17 protein-coding genes are annotated in these 24053 nt (G+C 45.2%); 5 read left to right on the forward strand and 12 right to left on the reverse strand.

Annotated features, from left to right (window positions below; translation table 11 throughout):
* Positions 1-73: 73 nt before the first annotated feature.
* The 3 genes from fruA to fruB are packed head-to-tail and all read right to left on the reverse strand — an operon-like array spanning position 74 to position 3970.
* Positions 74-1834, reverse strand: coding sequence for a PTS fructose transporter subunit IIBC (gene fruA / locus AB6E51_RS04230; protein WP_372058265.1), 1761 nt, complete (start codon positions 1832-1834; stop codon positions 74-76).
* A 15-nt stretch (positions 1835-1849) separates the two neighbouring features.
* Positions 1850-2827, reverse strand: a complete 978-nt coding sequence (gene pfkB, locus AB6E51_RS04235; RefSeq protein WP_372058264.1) for a 1-phosphofructokinase — start codon at positions 2825-2827, stop codon at positions 1850-1852.
* 9 nt (positions 2828-2836) lie between these two features.
* A complete protein-coding gene (gene fruB / locus AB6E51_RS04240) occupies positions 2837-3970 on the reverse strand; it encodes a fused PTS fructose transporter subunit IIA/HPr protein (protein ID WP_048608700.1) in 1134 nt (377 codons plus the stop codon).
* A 385-nt stretch (positions 3971-4355) separates the two neighbouring features.
* On the opposite strand from fruB, the gene cra reads away from it, so the two are divergent.
* Complete coding sequence (gene cra / locus AB6E51_RS04245) at positions 4356-5360, forward strand: catabolite repressor/activator (protein ID WP_065584604.1); 1005 nt, start codon at positions 4356-4358, stop codon at positions 5358-5360.
* An 84-nt stretch (positions 5361-5444) separates the two neighbouring features.
* Here cra and AB6E51_RS04250 read toward each other — a convergent pair whose 3' ends face one another.
* From AB6E51_RS04250 to nirB, 4 genes are all read right to left on the reverse strand, one after another.
* Entirely contained in the window at positions 5445-7235 is a 1791-nt protein-coding gene (locus AB6E51_RS04250; protein ID WP_102428325.1) for a bifunctional protein-serine/threonine kinase/phosphatase, read from the reverse strand.
* Positions 7236-7403: 168 nt separating this feature from the next.
* The gene (locus AB6E51_RS04255; protein ID WP_017060867.1) at positions 7404-8873 is read right to left on the reverse strand and encodes a NarK family nitrate/nitrite MFS transporter; all 1470 of its coding nucleotides are present in this window, start codon (positions 8871-8873) and stop codon (positions 7404-7406) included.
* Between the two features lie 143 nt (positions 8874-9016).
* Entirely contained in the window at positions 9017-9361 is a 345-nt protein-coding gene (gene nirD, locus AB6E51_RS04260) for a nitrite reductase small subunit NirD (RefSeq protein WP_012600889.1), read from the reverse strand.
* A gap of 76 nt (positions 9362-9437) precedes the next feature.
* A complete protein-coding gene (gene nirB / locus AB6E51_RS04265) occupies positions 9438-12020 on the reverse strand; it encodes a nitrite reductase large subunit NirB (RefSeq protein WP_372058263.1) in 2583 nt (860 codons plus the stop codon).
* A gap of 472 nt (positions 12021-12492) precedes the next feature.
* On the opposite strand from nirB, the gene AB6E51_RS04270 reads away from it, so the two are divergent.
* Positions 12493-15090, forward strand: coding sequence for a molybdopterin oxidoreductase family protein (locus AB6E51_RS04270; protein ID WP_102428322.1), 2598 nt, complete (start codon positions 12493-12495; stop codon positions 15088-15090).
* Positions 15091-15421: 331 nt separating this feature from the next.
* On the forward strand, positions 15422-16252 hold the full coding sequence (locus AB6E51_RS04275; protein WP_102428321.1) for a hypothetical protein: 831 nt from the start codon (positions 15422-15424) through the stop codon (positions 16250-16252).
* A 123-nt stretch (positions 16253-16375) separates the two neighbouring features.
* On the opposite strand, the gene AB6E51_RS04280 is transcribed toward AB6E51_RS04275, so the two are convergent.
* The 4 genes from AB6E51_RS04280 to AB6E51_RS04295 form a co-directional block, all read right to left on the reverse strand.
* A complete protein-coding gene (locus AB6E51_RS04280; RefSeq protein ID WP_053407936.1) occupies positions 16376-16666 on the reverse strand; it encodes a type II toxin-antitoxin system RelE/ParE family toxin in 291 nt (96 codons plus the stop codon).
* The gene (locus AB6E51_RS04285; protein WP_004730320.1) at positions 16656-16904 is read right to left on the reverse strand and encodes a type II toxin-antitoxin system Phd/YefM family antitoxin; all 249 of its coding nucleotides are present in this window, start codon (positions 16902-16904) and stop codon (positions 16656-16658) included. The genes AB6E51_RS04280 and AB6E51_RS04285 overlap by 11 nt, the downstream gene beginning before the upstream one ends.
* Positions 16905-17692: 788 nt before the next feature.
* Complete coding sequence (locus tag AB6E51_RS04290) at positions 17693-18091, reverse strand: hypothetical protein (protein WP_017064752.1); 399 nt, start codon at positions 18089-18091, stop codon at positions 17693-17695.
* A gap of 96 nt (positions 18092-18187) precedes the next feature.
* Positions 18188-19759: an EAL domain-containing protein gene (locus AB6E51_RS04295; RefSeq protein WP_102428320.1), complete on the reverse strand. Its 1572-nt coding sequence runs from the start codon at positions 19757-19759 to the stop codon at positions 18188-18190.
* A 363-nt stretch (positions 19760-20122) separates the two neighbouring features.
* Here AB6E51_RS04295 and AB6E51_RS04300 point away from each other — a divergent pair, with 363 nt between their 5' ends.
* The gene (locus tag AB6E51_RS04300) at positions 20123-20533 is read left to right on the forward strand and encodes a lysozyme inhibitor LprI family protein (protein ID WP_017067713.1); all 411 of its coding nucleotides are present in this window, start codon (positions 20123-20125) and stop codon (positions 20531-20533) included.
* 174 nt (positions 20534-20707) lie between these two features.
* The gene (locus tag AB6E51_RS04305; RefSeq protein WP_102428319.1) at positions 20708-21499 is read left to right on the forward strand and encodes a carbon-nitrogen hydrolase family protein; all 792 of its coding nucleotides are present in this window, start codon (positions 20708-20710) and stop codon (positions 21497-21499) included.
* Positions 21500-21585: 86 nt separating this feature from the next.
* On the opposite strand, the gene AB6E51_RS04310 is transcribed toward AB6E51_RS04305, so the two are convergent.
* The gene (locus AB6E51_RS04310; RefSeq protein WP_102428318.1) at positions 21586-24045 is read right to left on the reverse strand and encodes a CHASE3 domain-containing protein; all 2460 of its coding nucleotides are present in this window, start codon (positions 24043-24045) and stop codon (positions 21586-21588) included.
* Positions 24046-24053 lie beyond the last annotated feature (8 nt).

The following is a 24053-nucleotide window of genomic DNA, read 5'->3' on the forward strand; positions in this document are numbered from 1 at the left end:
AGCCGTTTTACCAAGAAACCGGTTATCAAGAGCCTCTGGTTATCGGGCTGAACCGTTAACCAGAGTAGGGGGATTAAGCCTCTGCAGTTACCTTAGAGTCACTCATCTTTTTAAGAGCCGCGTAACCAAAGCCTGTTACTGCCGTACCTGCTGCAATCGCCACTAGGTACATAAGCACTGGAGAGATAGCACCAGGAATTAGTAGTACGAACAAGCCGCCGTGTGGAGCCATTAGCTGTGCGCCAAACATCATTGATAGAGCGCCAGTTAGTGCGCCACCTGCCATACAAGCTGGGATAACACGCATTGGATCTTTCGCTGCGAATGGGATTGCACCTTCAGAGATGAAACATAGGCCAAGAACGAATGATGCTTTACCCGCTTCACGCTCGCCTGCTTCAAACTTGTCTTTCACTAGGAAAGTCGCAAGGCCCATACCTAGAGCTGGAACCATACCTGCTGCCATGATTGCTGCCATTGGTGCGTAAGTTTGCGAAGCCAATAGACCAACACCGAATGTGTAAGCTGCTTTGTTTACCGGACCACCAAGGTCGAAACACATCATTGCGCCTAGAATCACACCCAGAAGAATCGCATTAGACGTTCCCATGTTGTTTAGGAAAGTTGTCATTGCGCTCATCACGCCAGAAACAGGGCCACCCACGATGTAAACCATCACAAGACCAGTGAACAAACTCGCGATAAACGGAATGATCAGGATTGGCTTGAGGGCTTCCATGGATTGTGGAAGTTGAACCTTGTCGGCAATGAATTTCGCTGCGTAACCTGCAATGAAACCTGCTGCGATACCACCTAGGAAACCTGCGCCCGTTGAGCTAGCCAGCATACCGCCGATTAGACCTGGAGCCAGACCCGGACGGTCAGCAATTGAGAATGCAATGAAACCAGCAAGAACAGGAATCATCAGAGCGAATGCAGAGCCACCACCGATAGTCATCAGTGCAGCGGCCAGCGTGCCTTCTTCTTTAAACGCTTCGATACCGAATACGAAAGAAAGAGCAATGATCAAACCACCTGCAACTACCACTGGAAGCATGTGAGAAACACCCGTCATTAGGTGCTTGTACACGCCTTTCTTCTCGTCAGCAGGTGCTGAATTTGAAGAAGCAGTGTGTTGGTATGGTTTAGCTTCTGCGAATGCTTTTTCCATCTCTTGCTTTGTTTTCTTCAAAGCAGGGCTTGTTGTAGTTTTGTACAGCGCTTTGCCGTTAAAACGATCCAGAGGAACGTCGATGTCTGCTGCGATGATAACTAGATCAGCGTCTGCGATTTCTTGGTCTGTCAGTTGGTTTTTCGCACCTACAGAGCCGCGAGTTTCCACTTTGATTTGGTGACCTAGGCGTTTGCCTTCTGCTTCAAGCGCTTCAGCTGCCATAAAGGTATGTGCAACACCCGTTGGGCAAGCCGTAATCGCTACGATCTTCTTGCTGCCTGTGCTTGCTGTTGTAGAAGAGTTTGGAGAGGTACCGGTCACTTCAACAGTGCTTTCAACTTGAGAAGCGTCTAGTACTGTTGCTTCTACTACCGCTTTCTCTAGAAACGCTTTTGCATCTGCAGTGCATTCAGAGATAGCCGCTTGGTACACTTTCTTGCCGACAAAGCGCGCTTTATCAACGTTGGTGTTGGCTGCGATAACCACAACGTCGCTGCTGTCGATAGTGTCTTGCGATACGGTTGAGTCAGGTAGCACGCTTGATTGACATTCAATAGCGGCGTTCCAACCCAGTGCTTTTGTCGCTTGCTCTAACAAGCCCGCGGCGATGATGCTGTTTGCTACGCCACTTGGGCAAGCTGTGATAATGGTAATATTCATAATAAACCTTTTGTCCTATTTGCTTGTGTCTAACTGGCTAGTTGGAGCACTAAGCGACTGTAATTGGATATTTTGTAGTACTGAATCCAGCTCTTGTTGGCTGGTGATGCCCACGCCTACCTGTGAAACTGCTAGAGCAGATAGGGCGGTTGCGAATTTAATAAGTTCTGGTTTTGGCATCTGTTGCATGTGACCCCAACATAGGCCAGCAACTAAGGTGTCGCCTGCACCTACTGTGCTCACTACTTGCATACGCGGCGGTTGAGCATGTAACCATTCACCTTGGTTAAGCCACATCACGCCTTCTGCGCCAAGTGACACCACGATGTTCTCAATACCTTTTTCATTTAGGGCTTGGCCCGCGTGTTGGCATTGGTCACGTGTAGTGAGTTCAGCGTTGAACAGCTGAGACAGCTCTTCATCGTTTGGTTTGATCAACCAAGGCTGTGCATTGATACCGGCTTTAAGTGCGTCACGGCTGCTATCAAATAGCACCTTCTTGCCTAAATCGTGTAAGCGTTGAACCCAAGAAGCGCAAAGCTCAGGAGAGATACCTTGTGGCAAGCTGCCTGCAATCACGAAGTAATCGTGCGTTTCAGCAAGTTCTAATAGGGTTTCTTCGAACGCTTTAATCGCGTCAGCATCAACAGGAACACCTGGGAAGTTGATGTCGCTTACTTGGCCTGAGTTTTCAACCAGTTTTACGTTGATGCGAGTTGCGCCATCAACACGGATGAAGCGGTCAGTTGCGCCCATCTGTTCAAACAGTTGGCAGAACGCTTCTTCGTTATTGCGACCAAGGAAACCTGTTACGGTCACTTTCGCGCCAAGCTCTGAAAGCACTTTTGCGACGTTTACGCCTTTGCCCGCTGCATGCAGAGAGCCTTTGTTTACTAGGCTAACTGAACCTACATTTAGTGCGTCGATAGCGCCTGTCAGGTCTAGAGCAGGGTTAAGCGTTACAGTAACGGCTTTGACTTGTTTATCAGACATATCGATTCCTTAACCTTCGCCAAGGCCTGAAGCGATAGCTTTACCAATCGATTCAAGTGCTTGTGCTGCATCTTCACCTTCAGCAACAAACTGAAGCTGGTGGCCGTGTTTAACGCCAAGCGCGATGACTTTCATCAAGCTCTTCGCGTTCACTTCTTTTCCGTCGCCATCTAGGTTTGAAACGCGGATCGTTGATTCAAACTTCTTCGCTTCAGCAACTAGCATTGCACCCGGACGAGCGTGTAGGCCGTGTGCGTTTTTGATTTTGAATACTGCGCAGTTGTCATCGTCTTGAGAGGCTGTAGAAACCGCTTCACCTTTCAGAAGACCAATCACTTGCGCTGCGTCAGCGGTTAACAGTTGTTGCTGTTTACCTTCGAAAACCATCTTGCTTAGGTTTGCCAGAATAGATTGGTGCGCGCTGTTGCAAGCTGCGAATGCCACCAATGCTTTAACTGGTGTGCCTTCGTATTCACAATGGTTCGCTGTTGAAACGAAAGATACGCCAGTGCGTGTTACGCCTTTGTCGCTGCCCAACAACCACAGGCCTTGGCCTAGGTGAGTTGGTGTTTTTGTTACTAGGTCAGCAACGAATGCGTTGTCTGTGCAACCTGTGTTCTTAAGTAGGCCACCCGCAACTGCAGACATTTGAATCATGTCGCTCGCAGGGAACAGTAGCTGAACTAAAGAAGCGTCTAGGTCGGCTTCTAGTTGAACTTCGCCGTTAAGTAGGGCGATGATTTCGTCTTCTGATTTCGCTTGCTTTAATTTCTCTTCAACACCGTCAGCCGCTAGCACTTTCGTTAGTTGCTTAAGAATGCCCAAGTGCTCGTCTGATTTAGCTGCAATACCAATCGCAACGTAAACACGGTTGCCGTCTGCCCAATCAATACCTTCAGGGAAGTGGTGTACTGCAACGCCTGTCTCTTTTACTAGGCCACGAGTATCCGTCGTTCCGTGAGGAATCGCGATGCCGTTACCTAGGAACGTAGAGTTCTGGTTTTCACGGTTCAGCATTCCTTCAACGTAACCAGAGTCAACTAAACCTTTAGCTGTCAGGTCGCCAGCAATGTTTTGGATTGCTTTGAATTTGTCTTCGGCAGTTTGGCCTAGAGTGATGTCAGATTTTGATAATTTAAGCATGGTGCCTCTTTAGCGTATCGCTTGAGAATTTGTGTATCGCTACGATTCAGTCTAGAGCAAGATTCATGGAGCTTAACTTGTTGCTTAACTCTTTGTTTTATATTAGCTGAATCGGTTCAGCATTCAGTGTAAAAAAATTCAGCAAAGCCGATTTTGGTTTTCAAAATAGTTTTGCTGCGTGTCGTAATTTCAGTTTCGTTAACAACAAGAAGCTGAATCACGACAAATGACGCTCAATCCATTCAAAAGGATGATTGAAGTCACTTTTCAGATTTTGCTGAATCCTTTCAGCTTTTATACTGAATCGATTCAGCATATAATTCAACTAATCCAAGGATCAGAAGATTGGTTATATGATCCTACGCACAAAATACAGGTCACCCATATGACACTAGATGAGATTGCCAAACTAGCCGGTGTGTCGAAAACGACAGCCAGCTATGTTATTAATGGCAAGGCGCAGAAATACAGAATCAGTGAAAAGACTCAGCAGAAAGTAATGGCAGTCGTGGAAGAGTATAACTACCGACCAGACCATGCTGCTTCGTCGTTGCGCGCTGGTAATAGCCGTTCATTTGGTTTGATTATTCCTGATCTGGAAAACAGCAGTTACGCGCGTTTAGCAAAATTGATAGAGCAGAACTCACGTAAAGTGGGTTATCAAATTTTGATTGGTTGCTCAGATGATGACGCTGAAACCGAACGTAAAGTTGCGGAAGCGCTTGTTAGCCGTCGTATCGATGCCTTGCTGGTGGCGAGCTCTATGCCAGACGCCAATGAGTTCTACTTGAAACTGCAAAACTCAGGCACACCAGTCATCGCGATTGACCGTCCGTTAGACGATGAACATTTTGCCTGCGTGATCAGTGAAGACTTCGAAGCGGCATTTGAACTGACGCACTCGATTCTTGATGACAGCATTCATAGTGTTGGTTTGATTGGTGCACTGCCTGATCTGAACATTTCACGTGAACGTCAGTTGGGTTTTGAAGCGGCGAATAAAGCACATACTCAACAAACAGGGCTAACCGAAAACAAGCCGACGGTTTTGGGTTATGGTGAGCACTTTGATAGAGAATCAGGGCGTGAGATTTTTGAGGGTTGGATTGCCAAAGGCACAGTGCCCGATGCCATTGTCACTATGTCTTATACCTTACTAGAAGGTGTGTTGGATGTGATGGTTGAAAAGCCAGAACTGATTAATCAAGTAAAACTGGCAACCTTTGGTGATAACCGTTTATTGGATTTCTTACCTTTTAAAGTCCATTCATTGCCACAGCAATTCGAAGTGATTGCAGACAGCGCCTTTGCACTTGCTTTGAACGCGTCTGCTAAACGTTACCAAGCGGGTATTGAGTTAGTACCAAGAAGCTTAGTAAAGCGTGGCTAGCTCGAATTTTACGCTTAGCTAGAAGCCTCGCGTTTAGCTCGAGCTTGGAATTAACTCGAACCTGTAATTAACTCGAACTTGGTTTTAACTAGCACTGAGTAATAAGCCCATTTCTACAATGGCAACAATGCCGAGCAACAAAGCCAACACTTTCCAAAACTGGATTGGGTTTCGGTTTATCAAAGGTTGCTTGGCTTTGCTTTTCACCAAGCTTTGGTTTGGTGTGTAAAGGTCAGCGACAAAATCCCCCAACACTTGATGACGTTCGCTTGGTGATTCCGCGCAGGCTTTTTGTAATACCAAATCCACCCAGCTTGGTAAGTCAGCTCGTTTCTGTGTGATGGGTTGGTATTCCCATTGATGGTGACGAGATTGCTTAAGCGATTGTGCGGTCATTTCAGAGTAGGGTAATTCACCGGTTAGCATCTCATAGCCGATCACAGCGATAGAGAACAGATCTGAGCTGGTGGTCGCGCTGTTGTGCTTGATGGTCTCTGGCGCTATGTAATTGACCGCGCCTAATGGTGTGTCGTCTTTGTCGGTGAGCTCTCCCTCTTCAAGGCCTCTCACTAACACCGCACCAAGGTCGATGATTTTTACCTCACCATCACGTTGAATCATGATGTTTTCCGGTTTTAAGTCTCGGTGCACCATGTCTGCACGTTGTAATACTCGAATGCCTTGTGTGATTTTTTCTAGTATGTCGCGCACTTCATTGAGTGACGGCTTTGGATTGTCGTACATCCATTGTCTTAGGGTGATGCCTTCTACCCATTCGCAGATTTGATATAAGAATTGCGAGTTCTCTGGCGTCGGGTAAACCTTCATTACTCTCTTATTTTTCAGCAAGATCCCCGCCCATTGTTCATTAAAGAAAGCTCGAAGTTGCGAAGGGCTATCGTGATATTGAACGGAAGGGACTTTCAGCACGAACTCGGTTTGTGTATCTTTCTGTATTACACGATACACATGGCTTCTTGACCCTGCATACAACACCTCAAGTACCATGAAGTTGTCGATACTTTGCCCGAGCTTTAAAGGGGGTGGGATAGCACGTTTAGCCAGCTTCTCATGGAACTCAATCAGCGAAGGTTTAGGCAGATGGCTGACTTGCACAATCAAGCAGCTCACGTTGTCCGAGCTATTGTGGCTTAAAGCCGTGTTACAGATGGTTTGTGCCGCGTATTCGAAATCCGCTCCGGGTTTGTCGATGTGTTCCTTGAAGGTGTTGGGAGAGACAAACTCGTGCACGCCATCAGATGTCAGGATAAAGCAGTCGTTTTTCTTTATAGGTAGGGTTTGATAGTCAACGTTGAGTTGGTTGTCCATGCCTAAGGCGCGTGTTAGATAATGCTTTTGCCCCATATTCTTACGGGTGTGGTCGCGGGTCAGTTGGCGTAATTCTCCATCTCTGAGTAAGTAAATGCGACTGTCGCCAACGTGGAAGATATGTGCGGTGTTCGATTTTAATATCACGCTGCTGAACGTCGAAACGAGGGCATTGTGGTTCACTTGTTGTGCGGGATGGATATTAGAAACAGACGTATTGAAGAGCCAAGAATTGAGGGACGTTAAGACCTTTTGCGCCGAACGTTGAATGCTCCAGCTTTGGGGGGTTGCGTAATAGTCGTCGATAAACTGCATCACGCTGGTGTGACTGGCTTTCTGGCCGTGTTCACTACAACTTGCTCCGTCTGCAATGCAGGCAACACTGCCTTTCAACTCTTGCTCTGCGCGAGTTTTAGGGTGTTTTACAATGATGGCATCTTGGTTTTCATCACGTACGCCTTGATTCGAATAACCACCAAACTTAAGCGTTAACTGGTTGTTGGATTCTGGCGTGATGACTTGCCCTTGGCTGAATGAAATTGTCATAACTTGTCTTCTTCTTAACTGCTCTTCTTCCCGCTTCCTTGACAGAACATCCTAGGAAGAACAAAAGCCCTAGTGAACTTAGAGCCTTTGAACGAAGCACCTAGCATTGATGTATCCGCTAAGGTGCCTCTCCCGATTCAATAATATCAATGCTTCTTAGTACAGACCCTAGCTTGAAACATTAATCAGCGTGACACTGCCGTCGTCGTTTACTTCGGCGATTTGACCGTTAGGCTCTTCCATGAACAGCAGAGTCACAAAGCCAAGTACCGCTGTTGCAGCAATCACTAAGAAGAAGGTTTGGTAGCTCACGAATGACAACACAGTTAGGTAAACTACCGCACCCACGTTGCCGTAAGCACCCGTCATACCAGCAATTTGACCTGTCATACGACGCTTGATTAGAGGAACCGTTGCGAATACCGCACCTTCACCCGCTTGCACGAAGAAAGAACACGCCATCGCCGCGACAACTGCTAGCCATACAGGCCATGTGCTGTCGACTTGACCCATTGCGAAGTAACCCACCGCAAGGCCAATCGTTAGAATAAGCAGTGTTGGTTTACGACCGAATTTATCTGAAATCCAACCACCACCTGGGCGAGACATTAGGTTCATAAAGGCATAAGCCGATGCAACCATACCTGCAAGAACCGGTGTTAATTCAAAGGTTTCAGAGAAGAACAGTGGCAGCATAGAAACCACAGCCAGTTCAGAACCAAATGTCGCGAAGTACAATACGTTAAGTACCGCCACTTGCTTGAATTTGTATTGGTGAATCTCTGGTACTTCTTCTTTAAATACGTTCTTGTTTACTTTCCAAACTTGCGACACTTCGTACACGTAAAGCGCAGCCAAACCTGCATACACAGAGTAAACCGCCATGTCAGATAACATGTTGATGTTGCTTGGTGATAGCTTCCAAGTCAGTAGCGCTAAAGCGGCATACATAGGGATCTTCATAATAAGTAGGAAGAAAAAGTCACCCTTTGATGTCACTTCCATCGCTGTTACTTGAGCAGGCTTGAAGTAAGTTGAACCTTTTGGTGTATCTGACACGTTTTTGTAGAAGATAAACGAGAACGCTAAGCTCATTACGCCAGTAATACCAACCGCATAACGCCAGCCGTCTTCACCACCAAACGCTAGAGCGAGAGTTGGAAGTGTGAACGCTGCTGCTGCTGAACCGAAGTTACCCCAGCCGCCGTAAATACCTTCTGCAGTACCCAGTTCGTTGTGTGGGAACCATTCAGACACAAGACGAATACCGACAACGAAACCTGCACCAATGAAGCCCAGTAGGAAACGAGCGATTGCTGCTTGAATGAAAGAGTCTGCCAGAGCAAACATGAAACAAGGGATAGAACAGACCGCGAGTAGCGAAGAGTAAACCAACCTTGGGCCGTATCTATCGGTTAGCATGCCTATTGCGACACGTGCCGGAATGGTCAATGCAACGTTGAGGATCAGGAGGGTTTTGATCTCTTCAGTAGAAAGACCAAGCGTAGTTTTTACCATTTGCAGTAGTGGGGCAAAGTTGAACCACACAACAAAGGTAATGAAAAAGGCCATCCAGCTTAGGTGTAAGACCTTCATCTTACCCGTAAATGAAAGCAGCGAAAATTTAGTGTTATCCATGGTTTAAATCCTTTAAATCTGGAAAATTACCCGGTTTGTGCACCTGCGTTACTTCCGAACTTAGAACGCTTTTAATGTGCATAAACCCTGTGCCGAAATTGCGCACGCTAATAAGCGTTTGCATGATGGTGTCGGCGGTTTAGTTAACTGGCGATAGCAAGTGGTGCGAGAACTTGAACTTGTTCTCCTTGTTTGCGAACTTCAAATTTCACGAGCTTGAGCTCAGGCTGTTCAAGACATTCGCCAGTTTCTAAGTGGTAATGCTGCTTGTATAAGGGTGAGGCCACGTAAGGTTCTCCGCTTAATGAACCAATTATACCACGTGACATCACATTCGCCTTGCCGATAGGGTCGTAATTAGAGAGCCCATAAAGCGTGTCGCTGCGCTTGCAGTAAAAAATAGCCACTTGGTTATCGTCTACTTTGGCGCAAATTCCCCCGTTTGGGGTTAGATCGCTGGTGCTGCATACGGTTGTCCAATTTTCCATGACTTTCTCCTAGTCTAAAATTGAGTTTTTATTTTTTTATTGATGAACCTGATGAACCTGATGAACCTGATGAAATTTATGAAACCTCAGTCACTTCGATTTGGTCTGCTTTAGCGAGCTTTTCATCGCGTTTTGAATTCGAAGCATCACTCAAGCTCGGCTTAGGAAAACGCTGCTCTCGCTCTTTGATGAAAGAGAGGCTAGTGTCCATTTCTTCACTGTTGATGTAGTGCTGGAAGCGCTTCATCTTCTCAGGGTTTTCAATGGTGGTTTTCCATTCACACTGGTACTTCTCGATGTTGAGTGCGATGTCCGCTTCGAGTTCTTCAGCTACGTTGAGCTTGTCTTCAATCACGACTTGCTTGAGGTATTCAATGCCGCCTTCGAGGTTCTCCATCCATACCGATGTACGCTGTAAGCGGTCTGCGGTACGTGTGTAGAACATCAAAACGCGGTCGATGTATTTAAGGAGTGTGGTTTCGTCTAAATCAGTGGCGAATAGGTCTGCATGACGAGGACGCATACCGCCGTTACCACAGATGTAGAGGTTCCAACCTTTGTCGGTGGCGATAACACCAATGTCTTTCGATTGGGCTTCTGCACATTCACGAGTACAGCCTGAAACCGCAAACTTGATCTTGTGTGGTGAACGCAGGCCTTTGTAGCGGTTCTCAAGTCGAATCGCTAAGCCAACACTGTCGTCGACACCGTATCGACACCAAGTGCTACCGACACAAGATTTCACGGTACGAACCGATTTACCGTAGGCGTGGCCCGTTTCAAAACCTGCATCAATCAGCTTTTTCCAGATGATAGGCAGTTCGTTAAGCTGTGCGCCAAACAAGTCGACACGCTGACCGCCCGTGATTTTGGTGTAGAGGTCGAACTCTTTAGCAACTTCGCCAAGCACGATCAATTTATCTGGAGTGATTTCACCGCCAGCAATACGCGGAACCACCGAGTAAGTGCCGTCTTTTTGCATGTTGCCAAGGTAGATGTCGTTGGTGTCTTGCAGCTCGATATGTTGATCTTCAAGGATGTAATCGTTCCAGTACGAAGCCAGTATCGAACCGACAGCCGGTTTACATACAGTACAACCCAATCCGTTGCCGTGAGAATCTAACAGCTCGTCGAAGGTCTTGATTTTGTTGACGCGGATGATGTCGGTAAGCTCTTGACGAGAATAAGCAAAGTGCTCACAGATATCGTTAGAGACTTCCACACCTAAGTTACTTAGTTCGCTATCGAGAACCTGTTTCGCAAGGGCAGAACAACCGCCACAACCTGTTGAAGCATTAGTGGTTTCTTTCAGTGCAGCCATCGTGGTGCAGCCAGCAGAAACCGCGTCTTTAATATCGCCTTTAGTCACATCAAAACATGAACAGATCACAGCGCTATCAGGCAGAGCTTCAACACCCATTGCCGAGCCAGAATCATCGGCCACGTTAGGTAAAATCAATACCGATGGGTTTTCAGGAAGGGGCATATCATTTTGCTTGATTTGCAGTAGCGAACCGTAGGCTTCTGCATCACCCACTAACACAGCACCAACAATCTTTGTGCCGTCAGCCGAGATGATCAGGCGCTTATAAACTTGTTCTATTTCATCGTTGTAGGTATACGATTGAGCACCTTCTGTCTTGCCGTGCACTTCACCAATACTGGCAACATCGACGCCAAGCAGTTTGAGCTTGGTGCTCATGTCGGCGCCAGTGAACGCAGCGTCGTCAGTACCGTCAGAGACAATATGCGAAGCCGCGACTTTCGCCATGGAATAACCGGGCGCCACTAAGCCGAAGATCTTGTTATCCCAAAGGGCACATTCTCCAATGGCGTAAACGTTGTCGATATTGGTTTGACAGTGATTGTTGATCACAATACCGCCACGCTCGCCAATCTCGACATCAGAGCTGCGAGCTAGAGCATCTTGAGGGCGAATACCGGCAGAGAATACGATCATATCGGTTTCTAAATGGGTGCCATCGGCGAAGTTCATACGGTAGCGAGCGTTTTCTCCGTCGACTATTTCAGAGGTCGCTTTCTCGGTGTGAACCTGCACCCCAAGGTCTTCAATCTTTCTGCGCAGTAGCGCACCGCCACCGTCATCTAATTGTACGGCCATTAGGCGAGGCGCGAATTCAACCACATGAGTTTCCAAACCAAGGTTTTTGACTGCGTTTGCGGCTTCTAAGCCAAGCAGACCACCACCAATCACCACGCCAGATTTGCTGCCTTTGCTTGAAAGCTCGATGGCGTCTAAGTCTTCGATGGTGCGATAAACGTGACAGTGTTCTTGGTCGTTACCGGGAATAGGGGGAACAAAAGGGAAAGAGCCCGTCGCCAAGATTAGCTTGTCGTAACTTTCAACGTGACCACTTTCAGTGATGACTTGTTGATTGGCGGTGTCTAGCTTGGCAACCTTCTGGTTCAACAAGTAGTTCACGCCGTTGCTTTGGTAATACTCTTCACTGGTCAATGACAGGTCATCAGCGCTTTTACCATTAAAGTAAGCCGTTAGCTGAACACGGTCGTAGGCCAGCCTTGGCTCTTCACTAAAAGTAATCACATCAAACTCATCACTCTCTGATTGCAGGATGTTGTCGATAAATTTGTGTCCAACCATGCCGTTACCAACAACGACGATTTTCTTCTTGCTCATAATCCATTCCTTATTCTCGGCGTCACCATCACTAGCATCTAATTTCTAGTCGTTAGCAGATGAATACCGGGTTGAGATTCCACTCAATTCATAATCATCAAGAAAAACAAAAATGTTTTTTCTAAGTCTTGGTTTTTAGTGGAGCAAGGAGGATGCCAGATTACGGTTCGTTCATTTAAATAAAAATTAACTTATAATTTTCAGTGGTTTAAAAAATAGAGGTGGCACGCAATTACCCCTAAAGTGGTATGTAAAATTTTTGTTAGATTTATATAAATGAGCGTTTGTGGTGCAACTTTCAGCAAGATGGTGCAAAAATTAAGTTTCTATCTTGGTTAAGTTCTAATTGGTTCATTGCTGATATTTGTGTTTTTATTAAGTTGTTGTTTTTAGGTGAAATTATTTGCTATTCATCAGCTGCTATTAAGTGGCGTGTTATTTGCTTATTTTTAGTTATTACAATTATGGATAATTGAGTGAGAAACGGATGACCGATTCAAACAGCGGCTGGATAAAATCGACCTGTGCTTATTGTGGTGTAGGGTGTGGAATAGAAGCGAGACCGACATCGTTAGGAAAACTAGAAGTGCGTGGTGATAAAGATCATCCATCAAACTATGGAAAGCTATGCACTAAAGGGATTGCGCTCGGCGACACCGTCACGCCTTTAGGTCGTCTTACACAGCCTGCTCATATTCAGAATGAGCAAAAACAAGAGCTAGATTGGAACAGTGCCACTCAGTTGGTCGCAGACAAATTTAATCAAACCATCGAAGAATTTGGGGCCGATTCGGTTGCGTTCTATGTGTCTGGTCAGCTGCTTACCGAAGACTATTACGTTGCCAATAAACTGATGAAAGGCTTCATTGGTAGTGGCAACATCGACAGTAACTCTAGGCTATGTATGGCTTCAACTGTGGTCGGGCATAAGCGTGCATTTGGCGCAGACACCGTACCGGTATGCTACGAAGATCTCGAGCAAGCCGATCTAGTCGTGATTACAGGCTCAAACCTAGCATGGTGTCACCCGGTACTTTTCCAAAGATTAAGAGCCGCGAAACAAGCCAACCCCGCATTGAAAGTTATCGTCATCGACCCGCGTTATACCGACACTTGTGAAATTGCAGATATTCACTTGGCATTGGAATCTGGCTCAGACGTGGCGCTGTTTAACGGCTTATTGGGCTATCTCGACGATAACGACAAGCTAGATGCAGACTACATAGAAAACCACACCCAAGGCTTTACTGAATCGATTCGATCTGCGACTCACTACCGTTATACAGAGTCAGGTTATACCGAATCAGGCTGGGGCGACAAAAGTGTTCCTGAACTTACAGGGTTAACAGAGCAGCAGCTAAAACAGTTCTACAGTTTGTTTGCATCGAACGAGAAGGTGCTGACCATTTACTCCCAAGGCGTGAACCAATCGACACAAGGGTGCGATAAGGTAAACGCCATTATTAACTGCCATTTAGCCACCGGGAAAATTGGCAAGCCGGGCATGGGGCCATTCTCTGTAACGGGCCAGCCGAACGCAATGGGTGGCCGAGAAGTGGGCGGTTTAGCCAATACCTTAGCGGCGCACTTTGAATTTGGTGATCCGCAATCACACCAAACCGTCAGCGAGTTCTGGCAAACCGATAGCTTAGCCACACATGCGGGTTTAAAAGCGATTGACCTGTTTGATGCCATGAATGAAGGCAAAATCAAAGCCGTGTGGATCATGGCAACCAACCCAGTTGTGAGCCTGCCTGATAGCGAAAAAATCAAAACTGCATTAGAGAAGTGCCCATTTGTGGTGGTGTCGGACTGCATTGCCGATACTGAAACCACTCGCTTGGCCGATGTAGTGCTACCCGCGCAAGGGTGGAGCGAAAAGTCGGGCACCGTGACTAACTCTGAACGCCGAATTTCACGCCAGCGCCGCGTGTTACCAAGCCCAGGGGAAGCCAAACCCGATTGGTGGATTCTAAAAGAAGTCGCACAAAAAATGGGATTCAAAGAGCAATTTGAGTTCCGCCACGAAGGTGAGATCTTCAAAGAGTATTGCGAGATGACAGCGCTCGGCAATGAATCAGGCAAAGCACGTGACTTGTGCTTAATTGGACTCACGCAACTGGATGAGAAAGGCTATGGCGAACTCACTCCACAGCAATGGCCAGTGTTAGAGTATCAACCAGAGATCATTGAGCAACGCATGTTCACCAATGGCGAGTTCTTTACTGAATCAGGCAAAGCGCAGTTTATTGCAGTTGAGCACGACAAACCGATTGCCGATACCAGCCTTGAATTCCCGCTTATCATGAACACAGGTCGAATCAGAGACCAATGGCACACCATGAGCCGCACAGGTTTGGCGGCAGGCTTAGGTGAACACACCCCAGAACCGTTTGTCGCCATCCACCCAGATACCGTTTCAGAACTGAACTTGGATGAATTTGGGCTAGATGCTTTCAACCACGCGACTATTAACCCTGTGGTGAAAGTGCGCAGCGCACAAGGGGAGTGCCAAGCGCGCTTAGTGGTGACCAAAGAGATGCGCCGTGAACAAGTCTTCATGCCTATCCACTGGAACGCACCCACCGCCAAAGACAGCAAACCATGCGAACTAATCTTGCCTCATACCGATGCCGCATCAGGTCAACCAGAATTCAAACATACCCCAGTGATGGTTGAACCGTGTGGCTATCGCAGCGAAGCCGCACTGGTCAGTGACAAGGTGATGGATTGCAGCGGCTTTGATTATTGGGTTCGCCAAAGAGTGGAGGGCGGTTTTCTGTATCGAATATCTTCCTCTAAGAACCCAATGGAGTTGGTGATTCAGCTTGCTAATACCCTCGATGCCTTGCCAGAACCTAACGCGGAGGCGATCAAATCACTCCATTATCATGGCAATAAATCATTCAAGAACTACGGCTCTGCCAAGCTGGGTCAGTCTGGCGTAAAGCAAGCCTTCGTGGTGAACAGTAAGCTAGACCATCAAAGCATCGACTGGCTGGTGGAATGCCTAACCCGAGAAGCCGATGAAGAGTTCGAAGCCGAGTTTTTGAGCACCATGGCGAAGTAGTTACTACCTCCCACTCATCATACCTATAGCAAAAACGCCGACAATCATGTCGGCGCTTTTTTTGTTTGAGAATACAACTTCCAAGATACAACCTTCATAGCCTGAACTGCGGTTTACTCACATATTGGGGAGTTTTCTGCATTTTGCCGGAACTATATGGAAAATTTCTGCTTTTCGTCATGTTTGATACAAAGATAAGTAGGTAAGATGATGTTATTAAATGAGTTATTAGACTAAGTGCAGCGAGTCTTGGAAACTAGACAGAATTGTTTCAGGGACAAAATGCAGAATTATTCTGTCTAATATAGCTGTTATAAGAATTTGGTGGGTTATGTACTATCTGAAGAAAAATGTAATTGGAAACGTTCCGGTTGTAGAAATTAAAGAAGCGGAATACTTGGAGATAATTCACTCAAATAGAGTATTAAGATGCGGTTTATCGATAGAAGAAAAATTTGAAATAATGAATTCAAACCTAAAAGAATTTGAATTGGACGTTTGTAATGAAACTATGCTCAATGATGCATTTAGGTCTATGGATTACAATGGCGTATTTAATTTTCGTATTCTAATTGAGCGTAGGCTGGCAAACCTATTAACGTCTACCAAAACATATGTAGATCAAATTCCTTCTGCGGCTAGAGATTCGTTTCATAATCAACCTGAGATATTAAAAGATGCAAAGAAGTACTTTAATGAAATGTATGATGCATCTTTTGAATATCGATTTATGGAAATGATACGTAACCATGTCCAGCACAATGGTATAGCTATCCATACTCTAGAGCACGCATCAGAGCTCACGGAACGAGGAGTACAGAATAAAGTAATGGTATTTTCCACTCAGGAACAACTTGCTCAGAATTCGAAAAATAAGAAAGCAACCTTAAAAGAAACACCCGAGTCAGTTGATCTTTTGCAAGCAAGTAAGGTGTATGTTTCTAGGCTAACTGATGTTCACCACAGGATTCGCAGTTTGACTGCTGCTAATGTCACATCCGCTAGGAAGGTGTTTGAGTCGGCTATAGCCCGTTATGAAAGTGCAGGTGGTGACTGTTTAGGCTTGACGGTATTTACTGAAGATACACATCATGAACCTATTCAAATCGCACTAGAATTCGATGATGTCCGCCTAATGTTACTTGATAGAAACAAGTTGTAAGTATGGCGTCTACATTCTTATAACAAGGTATTTAAACGGAACTAAAACAGTGGGTTACGTTCCGCTTCGCTTCACAGTATAACCCACAATTTTAGTCCGCTTAATGCGGCGTTGATACCGCAATCAATCATCTAACCTTTTCATAGCGTTACGGTAAACATCGCTACGTTCGCGTTTTCCGACTGCTAAGACGGTTACAATGATGACATCGTCTTCAACTTTGTAGACGAGACGGTAGCCCGATTGGCGCAGCTTAATCTTATACATGTTGTCAGCTCCAGAGAGTTTTGAAGCCGGAACATGCGGGTTATCTAAACGCTCGATTAGCTTTTTCTTAAATTGTTGTTGAAGCGTTGAGCCAAGCTTTTTCCACTCTTTGAGTGCACTCTTTTTAAAGTCGAGTTTATAGGTCATCAATATTTACCGAAATACTCTCTTCAGATTCACGCTCTTTCGCAATAGTTAGTAGTTCAAGATCTTCGAGTCTGTCCATCATCATTTCGTACGCTTCGGCTGGTACGCAATAAAATGCTGGCTCATTTCGGTTCAGTACAGCAACAGGTTCACCGTAAGCACTAGTTGCAACTTTCATAGGGTTAGCTTTCAACTCAGTAATGCTTGCAGCAACATCGGCTAAAATTCTAGTGGTCATGTAATAGGTCTCTTAAGTGGTCTTTGTTTTGGTCATTTTAGCCTCAACCAAGAGGTATAACAAGTTGCTTAAGAATAATTCGCAACGCGTGGCATTTTTACTATGCGTTGGTTTATGTGTTTAAGGTATTATGCGGAGGCTAAGGTATTGGTTTGCTCACACCTTAGCAAGGCGTAAAGTGTCGATATCTTGGGATAATAGTTCTAGATATCTAATTCAGAATAGCTGCGTAAACCTTAATTTAGAGGCTCTTGAACCATGGTATTACTTATAGTTTGGTTGGCTATTTGGGTTTCTTCAGTCAAGCCACTTGCTTCTGTCGCCCGACGAACATACCGCATTAGAGTACAAAGTAGTTCGAATGGTTGGAAAAGTATTTTGTTTTCTATATTGGCTCACCTTACCTTTGTTCAACTATTTAGCTTTCCTGTAGATAGTTGGTTTTACTGGGTACTTCCAGTACTAAATGTTTTGTTTGTTATGCACATGCTCTTGCTCTTGGATTTGGTTCTAGATCGTTATAGTGTGGTTGATACTTCACGTTTTACCCATCGTTCAATTGCACCTTTTTTGGTGTCATGTAGTGCATTTATTGCAATGCTTTTCTACTCAGCTTATCTCAATGATGCAATACTGAGGGGAGTATGTATTGCTGCTCTCTCAATAGGTTTGACAGGGTTTCTAGTAACTTATAGAAATGTAAAATAGGGTCATACAGCTAACAGAGTATTTTAGGTTGATAAGAATCAACCCAACCAAACAGGGCGCCAATAACGGCGCCCTTTGTGTTAGTTGGACACGCTGTAAGTGTCGTAATTGCGAAGTAAGAAGATTGCGATACAGGCTGCGAGCATTGGCCAAGAGGCGAAGAACAGTAGGTTGTTGAACGGGTCCATGTATTTTCCAAAAGAGGAAAAGGTTGAGCCTGCATGAAGGACTAAAATGGCTCCGTAGGTGTACTTTTTCCACATGCCTACAACGAATGCGCCTAAAAATCCGAGCTGCGCGACACCCAGAGCCATCATCGCATTGTTCGAGATGTCGATGCCGTAAAAGCCAGACAGTACTTTTGTCGCGTGCTCAGGGACAAGGATCTTATCTAAGCCCCAGAACAAGAAGACGATAAAAATGCCGATTCTCAGCAGTAGTAGGCTAGTCGCCAGTTTGGTTTGAAGTGTCTTTTCCATGATATCCCTTGTGATGCATTCAATGATGCGATGGTTTAAATGTTCATCAAAGGAGACCCATAGCCTTCGCATTTTCTTTCGTTGTTTTTTAGTGCCTTATGTAACAAGGAATGTCTGGTTGGTTTGTTCCTCAACGTTATCGGACTCAAAATGCTGCTGCCTGAGTAAGCTGACAGTCAGGTTTATCGGCATCGGCTTATAAAAATAGAAGCCTTGGATATAGTCGACACCAAGCTTAGATAAGATTTTTACTTGTGACTCATACTCGACACCTTCGACGATCACTTGCATCCCTAAGGTGCGTGATAGTTGAAGCATGGACTCTAGCAAAGGGAGACCAAAGCTGGATTCGTCGGATATGTTTTTCACGAACACGCGATCAATCTTGAGAATGCTGAACGGGAACTGTCTTACGAAATCTAACCCTGCGTAGCCTGTACCAAAATCATCAATCGCAACTCTTACGCCCATGTTCGATAGTTTGGTTAGGTTGTCTCTAATTTTGACCATGTCGGCATCAGAACATTCACCATCTTCGGTTACTTCAAAAACTACCTGTTTGAGAATCTCAGGGTGTCTTTTAAAGATGCTGATCACTTTGTTAGAGAAGTTACTGTTAGACACTACGTTGCGGCTGATGTTGACGCTGATGTACTTTGAGTCGAACACATCTTGATTGCTTTTCAACGTCATTAATACTTTGCGTAGCACGAAGTAGGTGAGCTCCTCAATTAAGCCTAAGCTTTCAGCAAGCGGGATGAAAATAGCCGGGGAGACGTTACCTTCAATTGGGTCGTTCCATCGCAATAATGACTCACAGCCGACGATCTCGTTGGTGTTTTGGTTAACGATAGGCTGCATGTGAACATGAAGGTGCTGGTTTTTTAGCGCACTTGAAAGCGAATATTCTAAGCTGCGTTGGCTCTGCTTTTTATGCTTGATGGAAAGGAGAATAATGGTCGTGATTCCGGCCATCAAAAAGCCAAACCATAAATAACTCAACATGAAGTGAAGATAAAACTGATACCCAATGTATGAGGTGATGGTTAATGGGTAGGTGTTCGATTGTATCCGCACCTTGGCGATTGATGAGTCAATATCGATAGGGTGGATATCTCTTTTGATCACTTCAACTTTGGCCTGTATTCCATGGTTGCTGAGGCTTGTTTCAACAAGGTCATAGATGAAGTGTGGCGGAATCATCAGGCTCACTCCGGCATCTTCTTTGTTCGAGAAAATGAGCATGATGGACTGAACTTGCGTGATGGCCGAGTTGGAATACGACAGGGTTGTTAAATTCGGGTCGTCATTGAGTCGCTGCCTGATGGTGCTGTATAGGCGAAATGAAACGTCACCATCGGTGGTTGAACAGTAAAATCGGTTCTGTTTATTGAATACCGCTGCTTCTTTTACCCAATCGGCTTCAAAAACGTTTTGTCGAAGCTGTCTAACGATCGCGTCGCAAGACTGTTCAGGTCTAACTTCAGATAAAAAACGGTCGAACCTTGATTGGATCCTTTCTAACCTAGTTTCGACTAACCTTGATGTGTCTTCGGTTAATGTTTGGTAGTGATACGGTGTAAAAGGAATGAGCATTGCCATGGAAAAAAAGAAAGAGATGGCAAAGTAAAATGAAGTCTTGGCAATGTTTTGGTACTTGATATCCATAGTTGGAGAAGCGTTACCGATTTATGTGAGCATTCGATTTAATTTATAAAGTTAGCGTTTAGGTAGCAATATAAATAATTAATAGTGTGAATGCAGGCACGAATTATTGATATAAATAATATGTTTTCTAGTTTTACCAGCAAAATCTGAGCGTTATCTCGTTTATTTGAGTTGGCGAGGCGTCATTTTTGATGATTCATGCGGATAACAAATGCTTATATCCTGATAAATTTTATTGTTATTTGCTCTGGCTGAATGAGCTGAATGAGCTGAATGAGCTGAATGAGCTAAATATTGAGCCACGTTTAAATAAATAAAGTCACGACACGATTCGTTTTGGTGGTGGCAGCATAAAGGATGATTATGACAAAACTGATATCGGCACTCATAGCGGTGTGCTTCTCATTCTCTGCGTTGGCCTACGAAGGTGTTGTTGATTGCGAGAATGCGATGAATACCATCGAGATCAATCACTGTGCGGCAATTGAGTTGGAATCTGCACAAGCGGAACTGGATAAATACCTTGCAGCCAGCTTTGAGCACAATGCTTATGATGCTGAGCTGGTGGCGTCAATTAAGAAGGCTCAGGAGAGCTGGCAGGCGTACATGACAGCACATTGTGATTCTGTGTACACCCAATGGCGTGAAGGTTCTATTCGAGGGGTTATGGCGCTTTCCTGCAAGATGACGTTAACCAAGCAGCGCACGCATGAGGTGTGGGTGAATTTCTTAACCTATATGGACAGCACGCCTCCCGTTTTACCAGAGCCTTAATTAGCGCCGTAGGCAGGTTTAAAATACGTACAGGACTGTGCACCTGCTTCAACCTTTGGCGGGCGAATAAGAAAGCGATAGGGGATTGGCCTACTCTGTCGTTCTTAGTTCTTAGTTCTTAGTCTCCAGCTTGAAGCATTACAGCTTTAAGTATTACCTAGTAAGGAATCGATTTTGAATAATGTCAGTATCACGCTTATTCAGCTTGAAGTTGAATACAAAAACAAACAAAAGAATATAGATTCGGTCTCTGATCTTTTGCAAGCGGAGCCGTTAGTCGGTGATATTACTTTACTGCCTGAACTGTTCACGACTGGGTATATTTTTAACGAGGCTGAAGAAATTCACGAATTGGCTGAAGACTTCGCCGACAGCAGTACTATTGATTCATTAACGCAGCTTGCAGCGAAGCATGACACCTTGATTGTTGCAGGCATTGCCGAGAAAGATAGTGGCCAATATTACAACAGCGTCGTGGTTGTGGATGCTTCCGGTTTACGACACAAATATAGAAAAATCAGTCAAACCAAATTCGATAAGCAGTATTTCTCGAGAGGGGAGAAGCGCCTCACGTTTGAGCACAAAGGCTTAAAGTTTGGTGTCGCGATTTGCTTCGATATTTGGTTCCCGGAGATCATGAGAGAGTATCAGTCGGTCGACGTTATTCTCCATCCCGCGAATTTTGGTTGTCATCATAGCTTTGCTATTGCTCATGCAAGGGCTTTAGAAGAGGGGTGTCATGTCGTGACTTGTAATCGAGTTGGACAGGATGTGGTTGATGCGTTTACCGCGACTTATTGTGGTGGAAGCAGAGTCTACTCACCAAAAGGAGAGTTAATGACTCAGCTCAACGAAAGGCAATCGGTAGAAACCGTGAGTATTCAAGATCTCTCGATTGCGCCGCAATATAATGGTATTGATGTCGAAGATGAGATCCAGCAAATAACCGCCCTGTTAAACCGTTAAATCGCTAGAACAGAGACTAGCGCGGTATAAGATCGAAAAACGCAAGGTGATTAAGCCTTGCGTTTTAGCTTGGGAACGAAGCGTTCTTAAGCTTGATCGTTCATTTGATTCAGATGCTTGACTGAATGGGCGTTTTTCATCCGCTGAGCTTGATGGATATTGACCATAAGGCGATTGAGCAGTTTTTGCAGTCGTTCAATATCCGGCAATTGTTGATTTTTGGCTTCGACTTCTAGCTCCAATGCCTGCTTAGAAAGCATGTTAAGACCTAAGTTTAGCGACATGCCTTTAATGGAGTGCAGGGTGCGACAAAGTGGCTCTAATTCTTTCGCTAAATAGTATTCAATGACGCGATCAACTGACTGTTCGAACTCAATAATGGTCGAGTCTATGAGTAAGCTGAACCCTTCCGTGTCATCTTTCAGTATTTGTATCACTTCTGAATGGCTGATCTCTTCTTCCGTTAACCTTAACGTTTCAATAGGCTTACGATGAAGCTCGACAATGTTTTCATTCTCACTCGAACCTTCGGCTGCTGTTTGTTTCGGTAATCGACTTGAGAACTGTTGTAGGGCGTCGAAGAAACTCTCTTGCTGCAGAGGCTTGGTCAGAATATGGTCGACACCCGCCTGAATAAAGTTGTCATGCGCCTCACGGAATACATCGGCCGTGTAAGCGAATATCAAGGTATCGAGTTTCAGTTTTTCACGAATGTAATTTGTTGTCTCGACCCCGTTCATTTCAGGCATATGATTGTCCATCAAGATAAGGTCATATTGAGTTGTTTTGAGGCGTTCAATCGCCAATTTCCCGTTTTCCGCATGCTCAACATGATGGCCGAGTTTTTCACAAAAGCCTTGTGCAACAATGGCATTAATACGGTTATCTTCCACCAACAGGATACTTAACGAGTCAAAGCTGAGAGTTTCTGCATCGACTGTATGGGTCGCGATGTCTTTCGCTTTGCTTTCTTGCCATGTGATAGGCAGAGAGACTTGGAATTTTGTACCAAGCCCGACAGCACTGGTTAATGTGATTTCTCCATTCATGAGGTTGACTAGGTTCTTGACGATTGCGAGGCCAAGCCCTGTTCCGCCAAACTTCCTTGTTGTCGAAGTGTCGGCTTGTTCGAATGAATTGAATACCTGCTCGTGCTTATCTTTCGGGATACCAACCCCGGTGTCTGTCACGGTGAGGATCAACTGGTTGTTGGGGCGATTGAGGTCAGCTTGTATGGACACATGACCTTCTTTGGTGAATTTTGTCGCATTACCGCCCAAGTTGAACATGATTTGGCGCAGCCTTGCACAGTCTCCGAAGAGTTGGATGTTTTTCGGTATGTTATTTTCGATTAACAGGCGAATGCCTTTTTCATCGGCTAAGGGTTTTAGTGCGCTGCATACAGGCTGCATGACTTGAACAAAGTTAAAGGGAGCCACATCTAACTCAAGCTTGTTTTCTTCGACTTTTGAGAAGTCCAGAATGTCGTTGAGTATCGTCATCAAGTGGTGACCAGATTCGAGAATGATGTTGATGTTCTCTTTTGTTTCGGGTTCTTGGGTTTGGCTTGCAATGATCTGAGATATTCCAAGAACACCGTTCATTGGTGTTCTGATTTCGTGGCTCATGGTAGACAGAAAATCGCCCTTAGCTTTTACTGCGGCTTCAGCTTTGGTTCGTTCAGCGATTAGCTCCTGATTTTTCGCTCGCATTTCATTGTCGTTTTTTACCAGGTTTGTTGCCATTGTTTGAAAGCTATGGCTGAGGTGAGCTACTTCGTCTTGAGCGTTAATGTTTGAGGAAAGTTTGAGGGTCGATGCCCCTTCTTTTAAATGGCCAGCAGCAACTTGGTTTGCGGCTGCGAGCAGTATGTCTATTCTTCGTTTAATACGGTTTGATGACCACGCCGCCACAAGCAATGAGATAAATGCTGAAAACAGGGTACCGACAACCAGTACGTAAGTGGTTTGGTTGGCCGAGTTAACGGACTTATCGACTCTGACTCTGATAAGTTGCTGTTCAATATCGATAAATTGAGCGATCTCTTTACGGATCTTATCGATCAGTTGTTTTCCGGTCTGTTGTTGAGTGAGGTAGACGACACTTTGCATTTTCGCTTCGCCTTTATTGACGAGGTTGCGTTGCATGATCTCTTTCTCGCCCGACTCCTTTAGCCATGTCTTATGAGTATCATCGATTCTTTTGAGGCGTTCAACTTGAGGGGGGTTGTCACTCACTTGAGTTGATAGGCTTTGCATTTTTTGACGCCAAACATCCAGTGCCAGATGATAGGGCTCTAAAAATACGGGATCGCCCGTGATTAGGTAGCCACGTTGTCCGGTTTCCATATCCACAATTAGGTTGAGCAGCTCTTGAGCTCGGGCTATGGCTTTGTGAGTGTGAACAACCCAATGGTTATCTTTCACAATAGATTGGGTGTTTTCATACACAGAGAAAGAGACGATGACCATCAAAGTGATAGGAATTAAAAAGCTGACTAATAGCTTTTTTTGTAGGGATATATTGTCAAACCAACCCGCGATCATACAACTAC

This window comes from Vibrio sp. 10N.247.311.47, from assembly GCF_041467535.1.
Lineage (GTDB): Bacteria > Pseudomonadota > Gammaproteobacteria > Enterobacterales > Vibrionaceae > Vibrio > Vibrio crassostreae_C.